A 21,539-nucleotide genomic window follows, 5' to 3' on the forward strand; every position below is an offset into this window, starting at 1 on the left:
AAATATAGTCGGCGAAACACGTCAAAAATACGCACTTTGTCACAACGTAATGCGTAAATTTTTAAGGCAGAAACCCAATGGTGTTGCCATAAATGTATGTTATCGGTTTATTATTGCGCCCTTCGCGGCCACGCCGCAGCACTGGGAAAGCACATATGAAACAGACAGTCCTCGCGATGGCCCTGCTGGGCATGGGAACCGGTGTAGCCTGCGCCGCTCCCGCCGATCTGGCGAAAGGACTGGCCGCCTACGATGCAGGGCGCTGCGACGACGCGGTGCGGATATTCAAGCCGGCCGCGGAAGCGGGAAACGCGGAAGCGCAAATTGCGCTGGGCGATCTGTATCAGGACAACGACCGGAACTGCGAGACCGAGCGCGATATGCATGCGGCGGAAACCTGGTACTTGCAGGCTGCACGCTCGGGCGACGTGGAAGCTCAGCACAAGCTGATCACGATGTACGACTACAGTTCAAGTATGAAAAACCCGGAGCAGGCCGTCTTCTGGCTGGCCAAGGCGGCTGCGCTGGGTGACGCCAGTGATCTGTCCAGCCTGGCCAGGCATTACGAACAGGGCGAGGGTGTACAGCGTGACCGCACGTTGGCCCATGCCTTCTACCTGTTGGCCAACCAGCGCCGGAAGCGGGACGATCATAAGGACCTGCCCAAGACACTGGAATACAGCGCGCAGCGGATGTCGCCGGAACAGCTGGCCGAGGCCGAGAGCATCGCGGCCGCCTGGAAGGAGGGCACAGCGCTGCCGTCGGCTTCCACGACAGGCGGGCGCGACCCGCTCGACTGGTACGTGGCCGCCGCCAAAGCGGGGGATCTGGATGCCGCGTACAAGGCCGGCACCTTGTACTTGAAAGGTGGAGAAGGCTTCAAGGTGCAACCCGAGCAGGCCGCGATCTGGCTGAACAAGGCCGCCCAGGGCGGCAACGCCGATGCACAGTACGAACTCGGCCAACTGTATGCGATGGGATATGGCGTACCCAAGGATTTGGTATTGGCGTTTTCGCTGCACCGGCTGGCGGTCAAGGGCGGCAGCAAAAAGGCCCAGGGTGAGACGGATGGCTGGGAGGACGTCCTGACAGCGCAGCAGCTCAGCGAAGGCACAGCGCTGATCGCGAACTGGAAGAAGGGCGACGCCTTCCCGCAAGCCTCCCGCTACGGCATGCAACGCAAGATCAACTACGTCGAGGACGCGCAGGGAAAGCTCGCCCCGACGCCGGCTGTGCTGGCCCTGTTCAAGGCGGCCAGCGAAGGCGAGGAAGCGGAGTTTGCCCGCCAGCTGGCCAAAGTGAACAACATCAACGACTATCTGGTCGACGGCAATCAGCTGCTGCATGCCTTGCTGCTGCCCGCCGCCAGTCTGCGCAAGGAAGCCGCGGCATGGCGCGCTGCGCGCAACGCCCCGCGCGACACCGGGCACTGGCATGCCCAGCAAGCGCGCCACGCCGCGCTGCTGCCGGCCAAGACGCGCATGCTGGCGCTGGCTCTAAAGCGTGGCGCCAGCCTCAATGAAGGCTCCAAGGACGACCACGCCGCGCCGCTGCATTTGGCGGCCATGTTCGGTACGCCCGAGATGGTGGAGCTGCTGCTCAAGCACGGCGCCGATCCGCGCCAGTATGGCGGCATGTTCGCCGGCCAGACCGCGCGACTGGCCCCGCTTGAATTCTCGGTGGAGCAGGAACAACATGGGCGCGGTTTGCCGGAACTGATCACGCCGGAACAGCGCACCGGAAATATGCTGGCGCTGCTGAAGGCTGGCGCGGAGCGCCCCTACATCCGCTTTGATATCAACCGAAAGCGCCAGAAGGCCGCCGGTGCGAAGGAGGAGCGTCCGTTTGCCGACCATCTGTTCTGGCCCAAGGTACTCGGCCTCACGCGCGGTACGGCGGTGCTCGATGCGCTGCTGAAAACCGGTACCAGTCCCGCCGACAGTGAACAAGGAAAGAGCGACTTCGAGTACGCAGCCGAAGTCGGCAATGACCAGGCCATCGCCTGGCTCAAGCCGCGCTTGCAGCGCTATGGCGACAACCAGCGCGACCACTGGCTCGACGCCGCCATGCTTGCCATGTACACCGCCGCGCCCGCTCGCGACAAGATGCTGGAACAGCTGCTGGTCAAGGACATGAATTGGAGCCAGGAAGGCCCGAACACCGAAGGCACCGGCCGCGACTACGTTCCGCTCGCCGCCGGCGGCGAACGTGTTGAAACCGGCACGCTGCTGAATCACGCCACGCGCGCGCGCCGCCTCGAGTGGCTGCCCCGTCTGGCCGCGCTGAGCGCTCCCGTCAGGAAGGGCGGCAGCGCCCGGGACCTGCAGGCGGCCGTGCGCGACCACGACATCAAGGCCATCAAAGCCTTGCTGGAGCAGGGCGCCGATCCGCTGACCGGTTACGAAACGTCGGCGCTGTCGGTGGCGCTGGCCACGCCTGCGGGCGACGACGCCATGCTGGACCTGCTGCTGGGCCATGTGGTGACGATGCCGAAGAACTCACTGGCGCAACTGTCGCCGTCGCCGCTGGACGGCATCCTGAGCGCGAAAGGCGGCATCAATATGTCGCGCCTGCGCAAGTTGCTCGATGCGGGTGCGCCTGCGCGGGGATTAAGCGGAAATGCCGTCAGCGCCGCGTTCACTTCGCCTGACCGCGAGCTGTTCCCCTTGTTGATCAAGCATGGATTGCTGGACGATACGGGCAGCGGCGATCCCGCCTTCGCTGGCCTGCCAAGGTTCCTGCAAGGCGCCATAGCGCACGGAAGGGTGGATCTGCTGCCGGCGATCCTGGAACACGGCGAAGATCCGAACCGGCGCCTTACGCTGGGCAGCCGGGCGGAGGCAAATCCGGTGGAGAACGCGATCGCGGTCGGGAACGTGGAGGCGCTGAAGGTTCTTGTGGCCCACGGCGGCGTGATCGATACGACTACCGTCAGGGACTGGGGAACGGCGCTGGAGCGCGCCATCGTCTCGCTCAATCCCGATATGCTGCACCTGGTGAGCAAGGATTTCAGCCTGCCGTTGAAGCAGGTCTGCTTCCCGCTCAACGGGCAGCTGGCCAGGGTGGTGCTGGAGTCGCCGGCCAGCTACTGGGGTTTATTGCGTGAGCACGGTTTGTTTACCGGCGGCGCGTGCCCTGGCATCCAGCAAAAATTCGTGCGCTACCTGTCCGAGTCGCCCGAACGCTCGCTGGAAGGCTGGCGGGGCGACAATCTGGTGCAACGTCTGTCGCAGCTCGGACCGGCTCGCGAAACCTTCGACGCCGGGACCTGGTCGGCTATCGCCTTGAGCAAGAACGCGCCGCTGGCGGGCCTGCTGGCCAAGGCCGGGTGGACGGCACCCGCCAGCGCGAAGGTGACGGCGAACGCGGCGCCGCAGTAAGACAAGGCGGCCGACCAAACGCAGGGGGCAATCCGGTGCGATAAATCGAACTGGCTAGTCCGCCGCCGGATTCAATTCCAGCAGCGCTTTTCTGGTGTCTTCATACGCCAGCGCCAGGTCTTGCAACTGTTCGGCCGCATCGTCGAAATTTTCGCCCTTGCCCATCAGCTCAAGATTGGTGCACGGCAGCCGCATGCGGTTGGCGCCCACGAATTCGATGCTCGACTGCAGGTAGTGGGCGGTCGACGCCAGCAACGGCGCATCCTGCGCCGTTGCCGCGCTCGCCAGCTTCTCCAGCAACTGCGGCACCTCGGCGATAAAGGAGGCGACCACCTCGTCGAGCAGGGAAAGGTCTTCGCCGATCGCGCGCAATTGCGCGATGCGGGCGTGGCTGAGCACCGCGTCGTCCGGCCGGCGCGTGGCCAGCCGGGCGATCGCCGCCACCAGCGCGGAGTTCAACACGTGCAGCTCGATGGGCTTGGCGATGTACTCATCCATGCCGGCGTCCAGGCAGCGCTCGCGGTCCCCGGGCAAGGCGTTGGCGGTCATCGCAATGATGTAGGGGCTGTTGCTGCCCTTGAAGCGCTGGCGCAGGCGCCGCGTGAGCTCGAACCCGTCCATCTCCGGCATCTGCATATCCATCAGGATGATCTGGTAGTGCCGGCCTTCCAGGGCCGTCATCGCCTCGACGCCGTTGGCCACCACGTCGGCCTGGTAGCCGAGATGACGCAACAGCTGCCTGAGCACTTTTTGATTGATCGTATTGTCCTCGACCACCAGAATGTCCACCGCGGCGGCAAGCCCCGGCGCGACGGCGGCGGGGCGGGGCGCGGCGATGGTGGGTTCGCGCTTGCTCAACACCTGCCGCAGCGCGTCCAGCAGGGCATGCGGCTTGATCGGCTTGTTCAGCCATGCGGCGAACATGCCGCTGTCCAGGCTGCTCCCTGCCTGCCGGTGGCCGACCGAGGTGAGCAGGACCAGCGGCAGCGTCGCCCGGTCGCGTATCTTGCGCAATTCGGCCGCCAGGCGCACGCCGTCCATGTCGGGCATTTGCATGTCAAGCACGGCCACGTCGAACGGCGCGCCATGGCGCACCAAGTCGATGGCTTCGGCCGCCGAGGCGGCGGACAGGCCCTCCATGCCCCACAATAGCGCCTGCCGCATCAGGATGCGGCGGTTGGTGGTGTTGTCGTCGACAATCAGGATGCGCTTGCCTTCCACGGTCGCCGAGCGATCCCGCAGCACATCCTCGGCGAGCTGGTCGTCGCTGGCCTCGGCCAGCATGGACAGCGTGAAGGTCGAACCTTTTCCCATCTCGCTGTGCACCGTCAGGCTGCCGCCCATGATCTCGGCCAGGCGCCGGCTGATCGTCAAGCCCAGGCCGGTCCCGCCGTACCTGCGGGTGGTGGAGGCGTCGACCTGGGTGAACGAGCGGAAGATGCTTTCCTGGCTGTGCTCGGGAATGCCGATCCCGGTATCCCTCACGGCGAAATCCAGACTGTAGGTGTTGGCATCCCGGCGCTCCGCGCCGACCGTCACGACCACCTCGCCGTGATGGGTGAACTTGATCGCGTTCGACAGCAGGTTGACCAGGATCTGGCGCAGCCGGGTGGCGTCGGACAGCATGGTGGCCGGCACGCCGGGCTCGATGATGTAGGCCAGGTCGAGGTGCTTCTCGCCCGCGCTCGACGCCACCAGGTCCAGCGCGTCCTCGACACAGCGGCGTATTTCGACCGCATGGCGTTCCAGGTCGAGGCGGCCCACCTCCATCTTGGAGTAGTCGAGCAGGTCGTTGATGACCGCCAGCAGCGCCTCGCTGCTGGAACGGATGGTCTCGGTGTAGTCGCGCTGCTCCTCGTCGATGCCGGTGTGCAGCAGCAGGCTGGTCATGCCGATCACCGCGTTCAGCGGCGTGCGGATCTCGTGGCTCATATTCGCCAGGAACATGCTCTTGGCGCGCACGGCCGCTTCCGCCGTTTCCTTGGCCTGTTCGAGCTCCTGCTCGTAGGCCTTGCGCTCGGAGACGTCCTGCAGGATGGCGGTCAGGATCACTTGCCCGTCCTCGCCGGATTTGGAGATCGTCGCCTCGGCCGGAAATTCGGTGCCGTCCTTGCGCACGGCGTAGATGGTGCTGCGTTCGCCCATCCTGCGCGCGGTCATGTCGCCGTGGCGGAAGGCGGACACGCGCGCGGCGTGCCCGGAACGAAAGCGCTGCGGTATCAACAGCTCCAGGCTTTTTCCCACGACCTCGGACGCCGCCCAACCGAACATGCGCTCGGCGCCCCGGTTGAAGAGGATGATGCGCTGGCTCTCGTCGGTGCAGAGAATGGCATTCTCCGCGATGTCGATGATGTTGCTCAGTTGGTCCGGGTTCAGTGGATGGGGCATCGTTGGTTCAGGGGGGCTCGGACAATAATATCCGCCATCCTAACACTCTTGCGCAACGATTAACCTGCCGGCGGCTGACCGGCGTCCAAAATGGCCTTCCTTCCTGGCAGCGACCGGCGCCGCATCAGCAGGTACGCGGCCGGCACCACCAACATCGACAGCAGCGGCGCGGTGATCATGCCGCCGACCATGGGCGCGGCGATGCGTTGCATGACCTCGGAACCGGTGCCCGATCCGATCATGACCGGCACCAGGCCGGCGATGATCACGGCGACCGTCATCGCCTTCGGCCGCACGCGCAGCACGGCCCCCTCGCGGATGGCCTCCAGCAGATCGGCCTCGCCGCAGGCGCCGTTCGCCAGCCGGGCGTCCCAGGCGTGCTTCAGGTACAGCAACATGATCACGCCGAATTCGGCCGACACGCCGGCCAGCGCGATGAAGCCGACCCCGCTCGCCACCGACAGATTGTGCCCCAACGCCCACAGCAGCCAGATGCCGCCGGCCAGCGCGAACGGCAAGGTCGCCATGATCAGCGCCGCCTCGTCGACGCGCTTGAAGGTCAGGTACAGCAGCAGGAAGATGATCAGCAGCGTCATCGGCACCACGACCTTGAGCTTGGCCGTGGCGCGCTCCAGGTATTCGAACTGCCCGGACCAGGACACCGAATAGCCGGCCGGCAGCGCGACCTGGCTGGCGACCCGCTGCTGCATCTCGCGCACGGCGGCGCTCAGGTCGCGGCCCCGGATGTCGACATACACCCAGCCCGACAAGCGCGCGTTCTCGCTCTTGAGCATGGGCGGGCCGTCGACGATGCGGATCGCGGCCACGTCGCCCAGCCGGATCTGGGCGCCGCGCGCGGTCAGCATCGGCAGGTCGCGCAGCTTTTCGACGGAGTCGCGCACCTCGCGCGGATAGCGCACATTGATCGGGAAGCGCTGCAAGCCCTCGACCGTCTCGCCGATGTTGTCGCCGCCGATGGCGCTCGACACCAGGCTCTGGACATCGGCGATGTTCAGGCCGTAGCGCGCCGCCGCGTCGCGGTCGATATGGATGTCGACATAACGTCCGCCGTTGAGCCGCTCGGCGAGGGCGGACGAGACGCCCGGCACGCCCTTGACGACCCGCTCGATCTCGCCGGTGATGCGGTCGATCTCCCGCAGGCTGGCGCCGGCCACCTTCACGCCGACCGGGCTCTTGATGCCGGTGGCGAGCATGTCGATGCGGTTGCGGATCGGCGGCACCCAGATGTTGGACAGGCCCGGCACCTTGACGGTGCGGTCGAGCTCTTCGACCAGCTTGTCGGGAGTCATGCCGGGCCGCCATTGGTCGCGCGGCTTGAACTGGATGGTCGTCTCGAACATTTCCAGCGGCGCCGGATCGGTGGCGGATTCGGCCCGGCCGGCCTTGCCGAACACCGTCTGCACCTCGGGCACCGTCTTGATCAGCCGGTCGGTCTGCTGCAGCAGTTGCGCGACCTTGCCGGCGCCGATGCCGGGCAGGGCGGACGGCATGTACAGCAGGTCGCCCTCGTCCAGCGGCGGCATGAATTCGCCGCCCAGGCGCGCCATCGGCCAAACCGTCACCAGCGCGATCAGCGCGGCCACCACCAGCGTGGCCTTGGGCCGGCGCAGCACCGCCTCCAGCAGCGGCCGGTAGAGCGCGATCAGCCAGCGGTTCAGCGGGTTCTTCCGCTCGTCCGGGATGCGGCCGCGTATCAGGTAGCCCATCAACACCGGGATCAAGGTCACGGCCAGGCCGGCCGCCGCCGCCATCGCATAGGTCTTGGTGAACGCCAGCGGCGCGAACAGCCGGCCCTCCTGCGCCTCCAGCGTGAACACCGGGATGAAGGACAGCACGATGATCAGCAGCGAGAAGAACAGCGCCGGGCCGACCTCGGCCGCCGCGTCGCCGATCACGGTCCAGTGCTCGTCGCCGGCCAGCTTGCGGCCGGGATGGGCGTGGTTCCAGGCCTCGATGTGCTTGTGGGCGTTCTCGATCATCACGACCGCCGCGTCGACCATGGCGCCGATGGCGATGGCGATGCCGCCCAGGGACATGATGTTGGCGTTCACGCCCTGGTAGGACATGACGATGTAGGCCATCAATATGCCCAGCGGCAGGGACACGATGGCCACCAGCGCGGAGCGAAGATGGAACAGGAAGATCGCGCAGACCAGGGCGACGACGATGAATTCCTCGACCAGCTTGTGCCCGAGATTGTCGACCGCTCGCTTGATCAGGTTGGAGCGGTCGTACACCGGGACGACCTCCACGCCGGCCGGCAGGCTCGCCTTGAGCTTGGCGAACTTGGCCTTGACCGCCTCGATGGTCTCCAGCGCGTTCTTCCCGGAGCGCATGACGATGACGCCGCCGGCCACTTCGCCTTCGCCGTTCAGGTCGGCGATACCGCGCCGCATCTCCGGCCCCAGCTCCACGCGCGCCACGTCGCCCAGGCGCACCGGGACGCCGGCCTCCGTGGCCGTCAGCGGAATCTTGCGGAAGTCGTCGAGCGATTGCAGGTAGCCCGATGCGCGCACGATGTACTCCGCCTCGCCCAGTTCCATCACGGAGCCGCCGGCCTCCTGGTTGGCCCGCTGCACCGCCTCGATCACTGCGCCGTGCGGGATGGCGTAGGCGCGCAGCTTGTCGGGATCAAGCACGATCTGGTATTGCCGCACCATGCCGCCGATGCTGGCCACCTCGGAGACGTTCGCCACCGTCTTCAGCTCGAACTTCAGGAACCAGTCCTGGTAGGCGCGCAGCTGCGACAGGTCGAGCTTGCCGCTGCGGTCGACCAGCGCATACTCATAGATCCAGCCGACGCCGGTCGCGTCCGGACCGAGCGCGGTCTTGGCCTGCGCCGGCAGGCGCGACTGCACCTGGTTCAGGTATTCGAGCACGCGCGACCTGGCCCAGTAGGGATCGGTGCCGTCCTCGAACAGGATGTAGACGAAGGAGTCGCCGAAGAAGGAATAGCCGCGCACGGTCTTCGCGCCGGGCACCGAGAGCATGGTGGTGGTCAGCGGGTAGGTCACCTGGTTTTCCACGATTTGCGGCGCCTGGCCCGGATAGCTGGTGCGGATGATCACCTGCACGTCCGACAGGTCCGGGATGGCGTCGAGCGGCGTGCGCGCCAGCGACCACACGCCCCACGCGGCGATGAAGACGGTCGCCAGCAGGACCAGGAAGCGGTTGACGATGGACCAGCGTATCAGTTTGGCGATCATTTCTTCGCTCCCATCGGCATGGCATCGTCGCGGCCGTCGTCGCGGGGGAGGGGCATGGCAGGGGCGTCGCCCATGCGGGTGGCCGTCCCTTTCAGGCTGGCCTCGGAGTCCAACAGGAACTGGCCCGACAGGACGATTTTCTGTCCGGCGGCCAGGCCCTTGCGGATCTCGGTCATGCCATTGCCTTCGGCACCCGGCTCGACATCGACCGGCTGGAACTTCCCGCCGTCCTGTGCCAGCAGCACGACGCTGCGGGTGCCGGTCTGGATCACCGCCTCCGATGGGACCAGCAGCACGTCGGCCCCACGGCTGGAGCCGAAGGTGACGGCGGCATACATGCCGGGCACCAGTTGCCCGCCCGGGTTGGCCAACTCGATCCTCGCCTTGAGGGTGCGGGTGGCCGCGTTCACTTCGGGCAGCACCGCGCCGACCTTGCCCTTGAAGACGCTGCCCGGCAGCGCCTGCGCGCGGGCCTCGGCGGCGTCGCCCGGGCGCACCCTGGCCGCCACGCTTTCGGGCACCTCGGCGTTGACCCAGACGGTCGACAGGCCGTTGATGCGGAACAGCAGCGCGCCCGGCGCCACAGTCATGCCCTCGCGGGCGCCAAGCTCGGCGACGACACCGCCGGCCGGCGCGGTAATCGTGACGCGCGGATGCACCTTGCCGCTCGATTCGACCAGCTGGATCTGCGCTTCGCTCATGCCGGCCAGGCGCATGCGCTGGCGCGCGCCGTCGACCAGCGATGCGGTGTCGCCACCTTGCATGCGACGGGCCGCCAGGTATTCCTCCTGCGCCGCGATCCAGTCGGGCACGTACAGCTCGGCGAGCGGCTGTCCCTTTCGGACCGGATCGAGCGGAGCGCGCACATACAGGCGCTCGATGAACCCGTTGCTGCGGGCCTGGACCAGCGCCACGTCGCGCTCGTTGTACGCGACACTGCCGACCGCGACGACACCGGAGGGCAGCCTGCCGCGCGTGACCAGCGCCGTCCGCACGCCCAGGTTCTGCTGGACGCGGGGGCTGATGGTGACGGTGCCGTCGTCGCCATCGGCGCCGCCATAGACAGGGACCAGCTGCATATCCATGTAGGGCGACTTGCCTGGCTTGTCGAACTTCTGCCCGGGGACCATCGGATCCTGCCAGTAGAGCGGTTTCCTGGCTGCCGTTGGTGCGGCGCGATCGGCCGGCATGGTCTTCATCGCCTGGGATGCGCCAAGCCGGTAGGCCCCGTATCCGCCGGCGGCGATGGCGAGCGCGATCGGCAGCGCGAGTATGGTCTTGTTCTTCATTTGGATTCCTGTTGACGGTTATTGCTTGCGTGTCCGGTAGCCAAGTCCTCGGGGACGAGGAAATTCAGCTGCGCCCAAAGCCGCGCTGTGTCGAGCTCAAGCTCCAATGCCTGCAGACGGGTTTCCGTCTCGTTGCGTCTTGCCGCCAGCACCTCGGCCAGCGTTGCCTTCCCGCCCCGGTAGGCGGCAAGCACCACTTCGCTGCGTTCGCCGGCCAGCGGCAGCGTTTCGCGCGTGTAGCGGGACAGCCGCTCCTTGCCGCTCTGCCATTCGACGATCTGGGTGCGGACCTCGGCCTCGTGGCCGCGCAGCATCTCGTCGCGCTCGGCCTTGGCTTGTTCCACCAGCGCGAGCTTGCCGGCCAGCTCGCGGTCCTGGCGGTTCTTCCTGTCCCATTGCAGCGGCACCGAAATACCGATCGATACCATGTTCGAATAGGCCGAGCCGCGTTGCTGGAACGCGACCTCCGCGCTCCAGTCCGCGCGCTGGTTCGCCTGCGCCAGATTGGCGTCGGCCTGCGCGATGTCCTGTTGGCGGGTCAGCACCGCGATCTGCGGATGATGGGCGAGGAGGGCGCCCGGCTCGGCGGTGTCCATGCGGATGGTGTCGATATCGGGCTTGCCGGCCACGGCAGCCTCCGCGCCGGTCCACCTGGCCAGCACCGTCCGGGCGACGCGGCGGCGGCGCGCGATTTCGCTGCCCCGGTCATCCAGGGCGAGCAGGGCGGAGCGGGCCGCGAGGATGTCGGCCTGGCTGCCGCGCCCGCCACGGTAGGCTGCCTCGGCCGCTTCGATCTCCTGGCGTGCCAGCGTGGCCTGCTTGGCGATGGCGTCGGCCATCTGGCCGGTATAGAAAACCTCCAGCCAGGAAATCGCGGTGTCGCGCTGGATCGCGGCGGTGGCGGCTTGTTTCTCGGCCTGGGCCTTGTCCGCTTCACGCTCCAGGCGCGCGGAACGCCAGCGCAGCTTGTCGGCGCGCGTCAATTCCTGCGATACGCCGATGCGGCGCATGGTCATGAAGTCGCTGCCTATGGTCAGCCGGTCGGAACCGTTGATGGGCAGGTTGTCGATGCCCACCTTGAGGACGGGGTCGGGCAACTGGCCGGCCGCGACCGCCATCTCGTGCGCGGCGTCGGCGGCATGGTCCTGCGCGGTCAGCTGGCGCGAACGGGCGACCGCAAGTTGTTGGGCCTGGCCCAGCGTGAGCTCCTGCGTTTGCGCCTGCGCGGCGTAAGCGGCAAGCAGAAGCGCGAGTGCAAATTTGATCTTCGACAGTTTTCGAAAACCGCCGGTGGGCGCGTAACGACGCGCGAAGAACGAGGATGACATGGTACCTCCAGAAAGCGACGGACAACATCGCGCTCGCCGGCTCGGCGATGCGATGGGGAACTAGGCGATCTGGTGGATTAAATGCGGAAGCAGCAGTTGCGGATGGCGACCGGCGGGGCGACGGTGCGGGCCCACACGATGGGCCGGTAGGCCGCTGCGTTGGAATCCAGGGCGGGATCGACGGGCGGCAATTCGAATATCAGCGCGCTTGGCACGAACGCCGGCACGTCGGCCAACGATGCGTTGTCGAGCGGCTGCTTGGCCGGCTCGCCATGCGCGTGCAGATCGCAGAGCTGGGGCTGCTCCGCATCCATGCCCTGGCAGTTCTGCATCATGACGGCGGCCCGAGCCGATACCGCGTTGTCGAGACTCCCCGCCGGCACGCCTGGACACACGTACGCCGCAACGGCAAGCTGCATATACAGCATGCTGAGCAGCGTGACGATGGCCGTGACAAGGCGAGTGGAGCGGGAGGTCTTCATGGATGAGGCAATGTTGAGAGTTCTTTTAGCCTATGTTGAATCAGATCAGCTGTCAAGGGCGGGCTTAAGATCAGCGCTGCTGTATCTCGTACTGGATACGGATAAGCGGACGCTGCGTGTCGGCGGAGCGGCGGGTGCTCGCATAGAGTCCGTCATCGTATCGCTGGCCGGAGCGCCGCGCGGACTGCAGTAGATTGCCCAACGTCAGGCGCAGCCGGCCGCCGGCCGCCGGCCAGGATGCATAGGCCTCCAGTTCCCGGACGACGCCGGTCTCCTGCACCAGAGACTGCGATGTGCGGGCGCGCCATCCGCCAACGAAACGAAAATTTGCGCCGGCGGTGACGCCTTGCGGCATGCGCAAATCGAGTCCGGCGTTGGCCGTCAGCGGCGCCTGGTTGCCGAGGCGGTTGTCGGGGCCGGCCAGGCCGTCGACGCGCGACCAGTTGCGGCTCAAGTTGGCGCGCAGCTCGACCGTGGAGCCGCCGGCCACTGAAGCCTTGAACGGCACGCGCGCGTCGATTTCAACGCCGTGGACATTGGCCACGCCGCCGTTGGCCGGACTGCTGACCCAGACTCCATCCTCTTGCCACAGCCTGAGCTGCACAACATCCTGTATGCGCCGCGCATACGCGGACATGCTGACCATGGCATCCCGCGCAAAATAGGACTCCAGCGCCGCGTCCAATCCCCAGGCCAGCTCGGGGCGCAGCGATGGATTGCCCTGATAGTCCGGCTGCGTCGGTCCGTTGTCGTTGTTGACTGTGTAGCGCCGCGGCACCAGGTCGCGCGGCTGCGGCGCCTTGTAGGTGCGTGCCAGCGCCACGCGCAACTGGTCGCGCTCACTGTCGGGCAGCTTCCAGACCACCTGAGCCACCGGACTCCACACCCGCGATGCGGTCGCGGCGTCCCCCGGACCCCATGTGCGGGTGTCCAAGCCTTCCCAGCGCAGTCCGAGATACGCTTGCAGACGCGGGGTGACGCTCCACTCGTCCTGCGCGAACAGCGCCAGTTGTTCCACGCTGGCGTCGTAGTCCTGGTCCAGCCTGTACAGGGGAGGGCTGCCGGGCCCCGATGGGCCGGTGTCGCGCTGATGGCGGCCCTCTTCGCGCCGCACATCGGAAGCGTCCCAGCCGATCGCAATGTCATGACCGGCCATCAGCGGCGCCAGGTATTTGCCGCTGGTGGTGGCGCGGCGCTCGTAGGCCCGCGAGTCCACCGCGCGGTTCAGCCATGGGGTGCCTTGCGCATCGATGCCGTGGAACAGGTAGTCGCCGTCGCGGTGACTCGCCTCGATGCCGGCTTTCAGCGTCAGCTTGCCGGTCTCGAAGCGCTGCATCCAGCTCAGGTCGGATTTGACCAGCCAGTTCTTGAACACCCCGCGCCAGTTGGAGTCCGGCGACGCGGTGGGCGCGCCCAGCAGTGTCGTCTCGGACTGCACGCCGCGCGCATCGACATGCGACAAGTCCACCAGGCCTTGCCAGGTCAGCGAATTGCCGCCGTCGAGTTTGACGTCCGCGCGCGGCGCGGCGCTGAGGCGGCGGGTACGGTTACGGTCATCGTCCTCCAGTCGGCGCAGCGAGGTGCCGCCGGCATCGGTGGTTCGCTCGTCGGTACCGGTCTGTTGCCTGCTGCGCGACTCGCTGGCGGTGGCGGTGACGCCGTAGCCGACCGCGCCGCTGCGCTCCATCCATTGGACGGTCGCCGTGGGACTGGTCTCGCCAGCCTGACGGTCCGCGCTCAGCTTGGCGGTGCGCCGGGGCGCGCCGGCGGCCTTGCGCAAGATGATGTTGATCGATCCGGCCACCGATTGTGCGCTGGCGTCCACTTGCGCGCTGCGCTGGATCTCGACGCGCTCGATCAGCTCCGGCGACAGGGTGGCGATGTCGAAGTTGGCGGGCGCCGGCTGGCCGTCAATCAAAATCTGGGTGTAGCCGCCGCCGAGGCCTCGCATGCGGATTTCGGTGCCGACGATGCTGATGCCCGGTTGACGCTTCAGCGCGTCCGCCAAGGTGGTTTCGCCGTAGCGCTGCAGGTCGTCGCGGCCAACCACGATGCGGCCGACGGCGTCGTCGCGACGCAACTGGCTGCCGCCCGGTCCCCGCACCTCGACTTGCGGCAACGGGGGCGTGTCGTCGCCGGCCGCGGCGGCAAAGCTCAGGACGAGAAGGGGAACTGGCCGCAATATGGAAAGGCGCATGATGGTGGTGACGGAAGTTGAAGAGCCGCCAGCGTAGCCGACGGCCTGCGGTCCCTCTAGCGGCGAGTGATGAATGCCCGCGCCTGTGGGATGAAGCGGCAGCCATCCGCACAATTCGGACTGTTATACTCCGCCACAAATATTGATATCGCTGCCCATGTCCGTAAAATCCCGCGCGTTTCTGACTAACTTCGGCCTCTGGACGCTGCTGTGCGCAGTCGCAGGGGTGAGCACCTACGGCGATGCGGCGCATGACCGCGATTTCCGCAGCTACTGGATGATGACGCTGGGTTGGTGGTGCGGCTATGCGGTGATGATGGTGCAAAGCTACGTGCTGTACCTGATCTATCAACGCCATCCTCGCTGGCTCGGCACCCGGCGCCTCATCGTGCGCGGCTATCTGCTGTACATGACGTTGTGCTGGCCGGTGGCCATGCTCGGCCTTGCCTTCCGGCGCTGCTTCAAGTTCGACCTGACGCCCACTCTGGCCAACGCCTGGCACTACTGGATTTCAATGGATAAATTCGAGTGGTTTGTGGTGTTTATCCTGTTGACCCTGGCATTTGGTGTCGTGGTGGCCGGCTTGCTGTGGCAGCAGCGGCAGCAGCAGACCCGCGAGCTGGCCGCCATGCGCTTGTCGCTGGAGCGGCAGCGACTGGCTGCGCTGCGCGGGCAGCTGGAACCGCATTTCATCTTCAATACGCTCAGTGCGATCGGCGCCATGGTGAGGACCGACGACAAGCCTGTCGCGCTGGACGGACTGTCGCGCTTCGGCGACCTGCTGCAGTACGCGCTGTTGAGCAGCGAGCGCGACTGGGTCAGCCTGAAACAGGAGCTGCGGTTCGTGCTGGATTATCTGGAATTGCAGCATCTGCGATTCGGTGCCCGGCTGCGCGTCGGCATCGAGGGAGAGCATGTGCTGGATGAGGAAGTGGAGTGTCCGCCCATGCTGTTGCAGCCGCTGGTCGAAAACGCCTTGCGGCATGATCTTGAGTGTCATGGCGGCAGCAGCGATATCAGCGTCACGTTCGCGCGCGAAGGCGGGTTTTTGCTGGTCAGCGTCAGCAATCCGATCTTCGACCAGGTGGCGCCGACTGCGGGACTGGGGATCGGCCTGCGGGGAATCCGGGCCCGGCTGCTGCTTGCCTACGGCAACCTGGCTTCGCTGGAGACCGCGCGGATCGACGGGCGGTTCGTGGCCGGACTACGGCTCCCATGGCAAGTGATGGACTGAGCATGACTTTTAAAATTCTGATTGTGGACGACGAGGCCCACGCGCGTACCAATCTACGGCTGGCGCTTGCGCCGCTGGCCGAATGGGAGGTGGCGGGCGAATGCCCAAGCGCGGCCAGTGCCCGCGACTTTCTGCAAACGAAAGAAGTGGACCTGATACTGCTGGATGTGCAGATGCCGCAAGAGTCCGGGCTGGAAATGGCGCGTTCCCTGAGCCAGCGGGAATTGCCGCCGCTGATAGTCTTCGCGACCGCGCATCGAGGACATGCCCTCGATGCCTTCGATGTCCATGCCCTGGACTATATCGTCAAGCCCGTTAATGAGCCGCGCCTGCACCAAGCGATCGCCCGCGCCCAGGTGCTGCTGGAACAACGCGCCACGTATGCCCGCGCCTTGCGCCAGTTCACCGATCCCGCCCCCGGGTTCTGGCGCGAATTGATCGTCAGGTCGGTAGGGCGGATGGACCGGGTCGCCTTGAACGATGTGCGCTGGATCGAGACCGCCGGCAACTACGTCGAGCTGCATCTGGCGGACGGCACACTGCTGCACCGCACGACGCTCACCGAACTGGTCCGGTACCTGGATCCGGACGAATTCTTGCGCATCCATCGCCGCATCCTGGTCAAGCGCGATCAGGTGGTCGGCGTGCGCCAGGGGCAGGAGAGCAGCTACATGGCAGCGCTGCGCTGTGGCCGGTTGTTGCCGATCAGCGAGAGCTACTGGCTTGCGGTCAAGTCGGCGTTGGGGCGCGGCAGCATCTTGCCGTGAGCGGACGGCACATGGCGGTCGCCGGCGGCATAGATTCCTCCCTGCAGAGCGTGCGGAGAATAAACGCGCCCCCACGTATGATGCCATGGATACGCGCTCGTGTGACTCTCAATATGCTAGCAGTATTGCATATTGAAAAACATTGGCGAAAGGCGCAGAATCGTCCGGATAGGTCCATCCGGGAGGGGCAGAAACGATGCTGGTTATCAGAACAGAGCAACTTGATCTCTTGGCCAAAGCGAGCCGGGAGGAATTCATCGAACAGATGTGCCGGCACTTGCGATCTCACTTCACCCATCAGCTGCGTGTTTGCGGCGACGATGTACTCAAATCCCACATCAATGATGCGCTGCGCCGGAGCGCTGGCTACGGATTGACGTCGCGCCAGGACTGCTGCCGTTTTCTGAACCTGGCCGTACTGTATGGCTGGCAGTTCGACCAGTCTGCAGCTCAGCAATGGATGCGCGACTATTTGATCGATGGGACTGTCAGCAGCCCCAGTGAGCGCCTGCGCCTGCTGGTGGACCAGTGCGTCCATAGACGCGAAATAGCGGCGCATAACCGCCAACTGCAGGACGGCTTCGGTCTGCTGCAAGAGACAGGACCATGAGCGCCGACGCGCTGAGGAACGCCGACGAGGCCGCCGCGAGCGGGGGCGCCGGGCAGGGGGTTGCGGACCCCGTGCTCCCTTGTCCGCTCAAGCTGCTCGCGCTGGAAGTGCTGGTGGTGGATGAGGACGAGCACGCCATGCCCGGGGTGGTGGCCGAACTGCGTAATGATGCGGGACAGGCATTGCTGGGCAAGGGAGGCAGCGACGGCGTCATGCGCTTTACAGGCTTGGAGGGCGCGGCCTATCAGCTGGATTTATACGCACTGGATGCACCGCTATGGTCGATCAGCTCCAGCGAGGCGCTGGAGCCATCGCAGCGCACCGGCGCGCCGGCGCAGTGGAGCGCCCCGGCAGTGCGCGGCGGCCGGACCGCGACCCATCAGGTGCTGCCGGGTGACTGCATGATAAAGCTGGCGTATCGCTACGGTCTGGCGCTGGAGACGCTGAGCGAGCATCCGGGCAACGCGGCACTCAAGGACGGTTATCGCAAGTACGGAATATTGCAGCCCGGCGATACGGTGCATATCCCCGATTTGACGCAGGGCAACGCCCCGGTAGAGGCAGGCATGCGTTACCGGGTGGTCTGCCGGCAGGAATGGGCTACGTTGAACCTGCGCTTTCTCGACGACGACGAGCAGCCACGGGCCGGCGTCGCATATTTGCTCAGCTTGCAGTTGGCCGATACCGGCGTCTTTGCCGACCGCACCGGAACGACCGATGAGAACGGCGCGCTATGCGAGAGGATACCCGCCAGCGCGGTGCGGGCCGATCTCTTCCTTGGCCAAGGCGCGGGCATGGAAGCTCATGAGATATGGATAGGCCATGTGGAGCCGGTCGGCACGGTTGGCGGCGTGCAGCAACGCCTGAACAGCCTTGGATATGACTGCGCGGAAGACGAGCCTGGCGTGCTCGGGGCCGCCACAGGCGCCGCGCTGGCGGCGTTCCAGGAGGACCATGGCTTGCAGCCGAGCGGCGAGTTGGATGAGGAAACCCGCGCCGCAATAGAGCAATTATTCGATTTGAGCTAAGCCTGCCCGAGATCCCTGCCATGTTCCCTGACGAATCGAGTGCCCCTCCGTCGCATGCCGTGCTGGACGACGACGAGCCTACGACGATGACCTTCAACACCGCCCCCAACTTGCCACCCCTGCCAAGCGGCCCTGGCGACAGCTCCGAGGCGGACAGCCGCGAGCCTGCGCTGGTGATCCATCTCGATCCGAACGACACGGGCGGCATCTTTCCTGCTGACGCGCCCAGGTATTGGGGCGCCGACCTTGCAACCCCTGGATACATACCGGCGCGGAACACGACAAAACAGAACTCCGAGATGCGATTGGCTGAGCTGCTGGACCACGACAAGGAGCGCTGGAAAGACGACGAGGCCGGACGATTGGCTCAGGCCCAGTTCAACGTTCTTCTCAAATCGGGCGGCCTGGTTAAGAAGGGGGACACAACGATGCTGGCGGAGCTGAAGCAGACCTTGCTCGGGACTCAGGATGAGCGGCTGGAGGCCGCTTGGAACATCCACCGGGCCCGCCAATTGAACATCCATAAGGCGAATCTGCGGGGCATCAGCCAGATCAGTTACGGCAAGACCCACGTCCGCGTGCCACTGTCCTCCAAGAGTGCGGTGTATCGCGATATCGAGCGCTATATCGGAGAATGCTTGAAGAAGCAGAAGTACGAGATGAGCAAGAAGGAGACGGAAAAGTTCCTGACCGATGTAGATCCGAGCAAGGCGTGGATGAAAGATCTGGACAAGTTGATACCCACGATTAACGAGGACAGCATATACGTCGACAGAATCGAGGTGGTGATCAATGCCCCGCGCTGGGCTACCTATAGAGGCTATGCGGACAACGGCGTCGGCTTGAAACTGCCACCTCGCGGGGACTCCGACCCGTCCGGGAAAAAGAAATGGTCGAAGTCGGAGGATTTTCCTTGGCTCTGCAGTCCTGTCTGCGAGGAACTACAACTGCCTTGCCTTTCCATCGACAAAGGTGAATATTATTTGTTCCATGGCACCGGCCCGGCCGGCGTCGAAGGCATCTGCGATCATGGTTTCGACCCGGGACGTTGCCGGAAGAGCGAGATGATCGGCATCTACGGCAGCGTTGGACAGGGCGCCTATCTCAGCGACAATTTCGCGAAATGCGCGGCGTATTCCCGCTGCGAGCACTGTGACTACGTTGCCTGTCTTTGTAAACACTGCCAACTGTGCGGCCAGTGGGTGCAAGCCGGCGATGCTTGCTTTTGCGGGGAGAAAATCCATCACGTCGACCCGTTGCGCCCGGTCCTTCTGTCCCGGGTTGCGTACAAGGAGCAGCAGGACCGCGTGCGCGTATCCAAGAACTATGTTCGACGGCGCCGCGACGTGGCGTCATTGTTGGAGAAACAGAAAACCAGCCCCGCCACCACGATTTGCGAAGGCCGGCCAAAGCGCAACTGGTTCCTGAAGAAACTCGACCGCCGCTTCGGCAACAACGACTTCATAGTCTATCGCAACGAAATGGCATATACCGAATTCGTGGTGTGGTACCGACGGCAGCCCAGGCCTGCTGTAAGCGGCGGTAGCAGTAGCAGCAGTTCCGGTTCGGGTTCCAGTCCTGCCATGGTTGGATACCTGGACGGCGCACAGGACAGACTGACGCCGGGCGGCCTGCAGCAGCCTCGATATCGGCGCCTACGTTGCCTGGCGCAAGACATGCCCAGTTGCGGGCAGCGCGCGGTATTCAATATCGCAGCCATGCGCGCCCATAGAGATGATACCAACGCTGCGCAGAACGCCATGAATGATGATCCGGGACTTAAGGCGATAGGCGGCATGGTGCACAATATCCATAGCGATGACGTACACGCCTTGCTGTTGGGGCTCGGCATCGATGACCAAGTTGTCGTCATTCAGAGCGTCTATGAGATCCGCTTTATGCTGGGCACGGCGAACGGCTATGCCATCGCGCCATCGACGCCGCTAATGAATTTTTACAACGGCCTGTCGAATAATCTGTACGTCGTGCTGAACACCGTCGCGCTGGACACCCGGTTCAAAGGCGGCAGTCACTGGATTGCTGTGCATTTGCAACGGAGCGCCAGCGGCATCGAGCTCCGATTTGCCGACTCCCTGGAGCGCGCCGCAAGCCGCAAGACGCTCATGAACGGCTTGCTAGAGGCGCTGGGTCTCCCGATTCTGTCGTGATCCGCCAGCCGCGCCGGTTTCGGCCAAGGCCGCTAAAGGCGGCAGCTTATTACATATAGGGTTGGCCGGGATTACTTGCTCTGATGATTTTCGCTCCGATGACCGAAATAATTCGCGCCCTGGTGACGCCCACGAACTGGCCGGCCGCCAGTTCGTGGGAAAAGTCGCGTGACGGCCAACCGGGCCAACGTCGAAGCGACGGTGGCCTATTTCCTGGAACACCTTGAAGGTGGAGCCGGATTGGCGGTGTCGTCGACGGCACAGAATGGAATCGACCAGACGAAGTCGGCTTGGGTCGCGAATTGCGTCAGGTCGACCTGGTCGACGACGATGGGGGCGTAGGGTGGGTTGCCGCTGGTCGAAGCGGCAAACCAGCTTGCCTCCACCGGGCCTATTGACGCCAGCCCGGTCAATCGATCGAAGCCACCACCCGTCGTTGCCTTTCCCATATGGTCGAACGCTGCGCGGCTATGGCATGTCATGCAGGACGACTGGTTCACGAAACCGTTCTCGGTGATCGAGTTGCCCAGGCGGACAGCTTGCCCGGTAGCGGTCGTAAAATCGGTTTGCGTGCCTTTCAGGCAGTAGTTGGCGAAGGCCGGGTCGGTCTTCGCCTTCGCATACAAGGCCGCAAGCGCCGGCGTCTTCTTGCAATCGGCGTAACCCTGGCCGGATGCCGGGTTCGGCGCCACATACGCTGCCGCCGCGCCGAACGGATCTTTGCAGCCGAGAATATCGCAGCGCGATGGGTTGTTCTTGTGCTCGAAGGTGGCCCAGGTCCAGTTGGGGACTTGCTTGGAAATCACGTGCATCGCGACCAGGGCATACTGGACGCCGTCGGACGCGGTGCTGACGTGGTAGACCTTCGCCGTGTCGGCCAGCGTTCCCGTATAGCCGGGAATGCCGCTTTTCTTCGGGTCCCTGGTCGAGACGACCGGATACCAGTTCGCTTTCACTTCCAGTGAGTCGACCGGAAAATTCATGGTCTTGCCGAAGGCGGCCTTGAGGCCGGAAACGGTAAACAATTTGTTGGCAACAATGTAGTTGTAGGCTTCCTTGTTGCGTCGCGTCTCCTCGGACGGCTCATCATCCGTGGCGCCCGGCACCACCTGCACCGTTTGGAAGGCGTGGCCCTTGGGGAGGGCCCTGGCGGCGGCACGCAGCGCGGGCACCTTTAATGCGAGCGGCGCCGTCTTGACCGGCCAGGGTTGTGGTTGCAGCTGAAAGGTATCGTGATCGCTCGCCCAGGTTTCGAACAAGGCGTTGCCGCCCCCGCCAGGCTGTACGCTGGCATTGACCTGCAGGAAGAGCTGCCACGCCAGTTCATCCGGGGCGTTCATCGGGTTCTTGGGTTCGGCAGCCGCGGCGGCATTCAGCAACGAGATCGATACAGCGAACAGGCAGACACCTAGTGTCGAAATGAGCTTGCGCATTTTTTTCC

12 protein-coding genes and 1 pseudogene are annotated in these 21,539 nt (G+C 65.0%); 6 read left to right on the forward strand and 7 right to left on the reverse strand.

Translation table 11 applies throughout. The features are described 5' to 3' along the window. The first annotated feature begins 155 nt into the window (after positions 1-155). A complete protein-coding gene (locus tag HUX88_RS30150) occupies positions 156-3,380 on the forward strand; it encodes an SEL1-like repeat protein (protein ID WP_176364141.1) in 3,225 nt (1,074 codons plus the stop codon). Positions 3,381-3,434: 54 nt separating this feature from the next. Here the strand turns inward: HUX88_RS30150 and HUX88_RS30155 are convergent, their stop codons facing one another. The 6 genes and pseudogenes from HUX88_RS30155 to HUX88_RS30180 form a co-directional block, all read right to left on the reverse strand. Next, a complete protein-coding gene (locus HUX88_RS30155) occupies positions 3,435-5,768 on the reverse strand; it encodes a response regulator (protein WP_176364142.1) in 2,334 nt (777 codons plus the stop codon). A 59-nt stretch (positions 5,769-5,827) separates the two neighbouring features. Next, positions 5,828-8,995, reverse strand: coding sequence for an efflux RND transporter permease subunit (locus HUX88_RS30160; protein ID WP_176364143.1), 3,168 nt, complete (start codon positions 8,993-8,995; stop codon positions 5,828-5,830). Between the two features lie 29 nt (positions 8,996-9,024). Continuing rightward, positions 9,025-10,284, reverse strand: a pseudogene (locus tag HUX88_RS30165) (efflux RND transporter periplasmic adaptor subunit); the annotation flags it as partial. Continuing rightward, positions 10,281-11,612 (reverse strand): TolC family protein, encoded by a 1,332-nt coding sequence (locus tag HUX88_RS30170; protein ID WP_176364145.1) that lies wholly within the window; start codon positions 11,610-11,612, stop codon positions 10,281-10,283. The gene HUX88_RS30170 and the pseudogene HUX88_RS30165, both read right to left, overlap by 4 nt. 77 nt (positions 11,613-11,689) lie before the next feature. Further along, positions 11,690-12,094 (reverse strand): hypothetical protein, encoded by a 405-nt coding sequence (locus HUX88_RS30175; RefSeq protein ID WP_117015151.1) that lies wholly within the window; start codon positions 12,092-12,094, stop codon positions 11,690-11,692. Between the two features lie 70 nt (positions 12,095-12,164). Continuing rightward, positions 12,165-14,291 (reverse strand): TonB-dependent siderophore receptor, encoded by a 2,127-nt coding sequence (locus HUX88_RS30180; protein WP_176364146.1) that lies wholly within the window; start codon positions 14,289-14,291, stop codon positions 12,165-12,167. A 157-nt stretch (positions 14,292-14,448) separates the two neighbouring features. Here HUX88_RS30180 and HUX88_RS30185 point away from each other — a divergent pair, with 157 nt between their 5' ends. From HUX88_RS30185 to HUX88_RS30205, 5 genes are all read left to right on the forward strand, one after another. Further along, the gene (locus tag HUX88_RS30185; RefSeq protein WP_176364147.1) at positions 14,449-15,525 is read left to right on the forward strand and encodes a sensor histidine kinase; all 1,077 of its coding nucleotides are present in this window, start codon (positions 14,449-14,451) and stop codon (positions 15,523-15,525) included. Positions 15,526-15,527: 2 nt separating this feature from the next. Next, entirely contained in the window at positions 15,528-16,292 is a 765-nt protein-coding gene (locus HUX88_RS30190; RefSeq protein WP_176364148.1) for a LytTR family DNA-binding domain-containing protein, read from the forward strand. Between the two features lie 196 nt (positions 16,293-16,488). Then, positions 16,489-16,902 (forward strand): hypothetical protein, encoded by a 414-nt coding sequence (locus tag HUX88_RS30195; protein WP_176364149.1) that lies wholly within the window; start codon positions 16,489-16,491, stop codon positions 16,900-16,902. After that, positions 16,899-17,930 (forward strand): peptidoglycan-binding domain-containing protein, encoded by a 1,032-nt coding sequence (locus HUX88_RS30200; RefSeq protein WP_176364150.1) that lies wholly within the window; start codon positions 16,899-16,901, stop codon positions 17,928-17,930. Before HUX88_RS30195 ends, HUX88_RS30200 begins: the two co-directional genes overlap by 4 nt. A 59-nt stretch (positions 17,931-17,989) precedes the next feature. Next, positions 17,990-20,098, forward strand: coding sequence for a hypothetical protein (locus HUX88_RS30205; protein ID WP_217916503.1), 2,109 nt, complete (start codon positions 17,990-17,992; stop codon positions 20,096-20,098). A gap of 206 nt (positions 20,099-20,304) precedes the next feature. Here the strand turns inward: HUX88_RS30205 and HUX88_RS30210 are convergent, their stop codons facing one another. Beyond that, complete coding sequence (locus HUX88_RS30210) at positions 20,305-21,531, reverse strand: hypothetical protein (protein ID WP_176364152.1); 1,227 nt, start codon at positions 21,529-21,531, stop codon at positions 20,305-20,307. Between the last annotated feature and the right edge of the window lie 8 nt (positions 21,532-21,539).

It is taken from the genome of Duganella sp. BJB1802 (assembly GCF_013369445.1).
Taxonomy (GTDB): Bacteria; Pseudomonadota; Gammaproteobacteria; order Burkholderiales; family Burkholderiaceae_D; genus Rugamonas; species Rugamonas vulcania_A.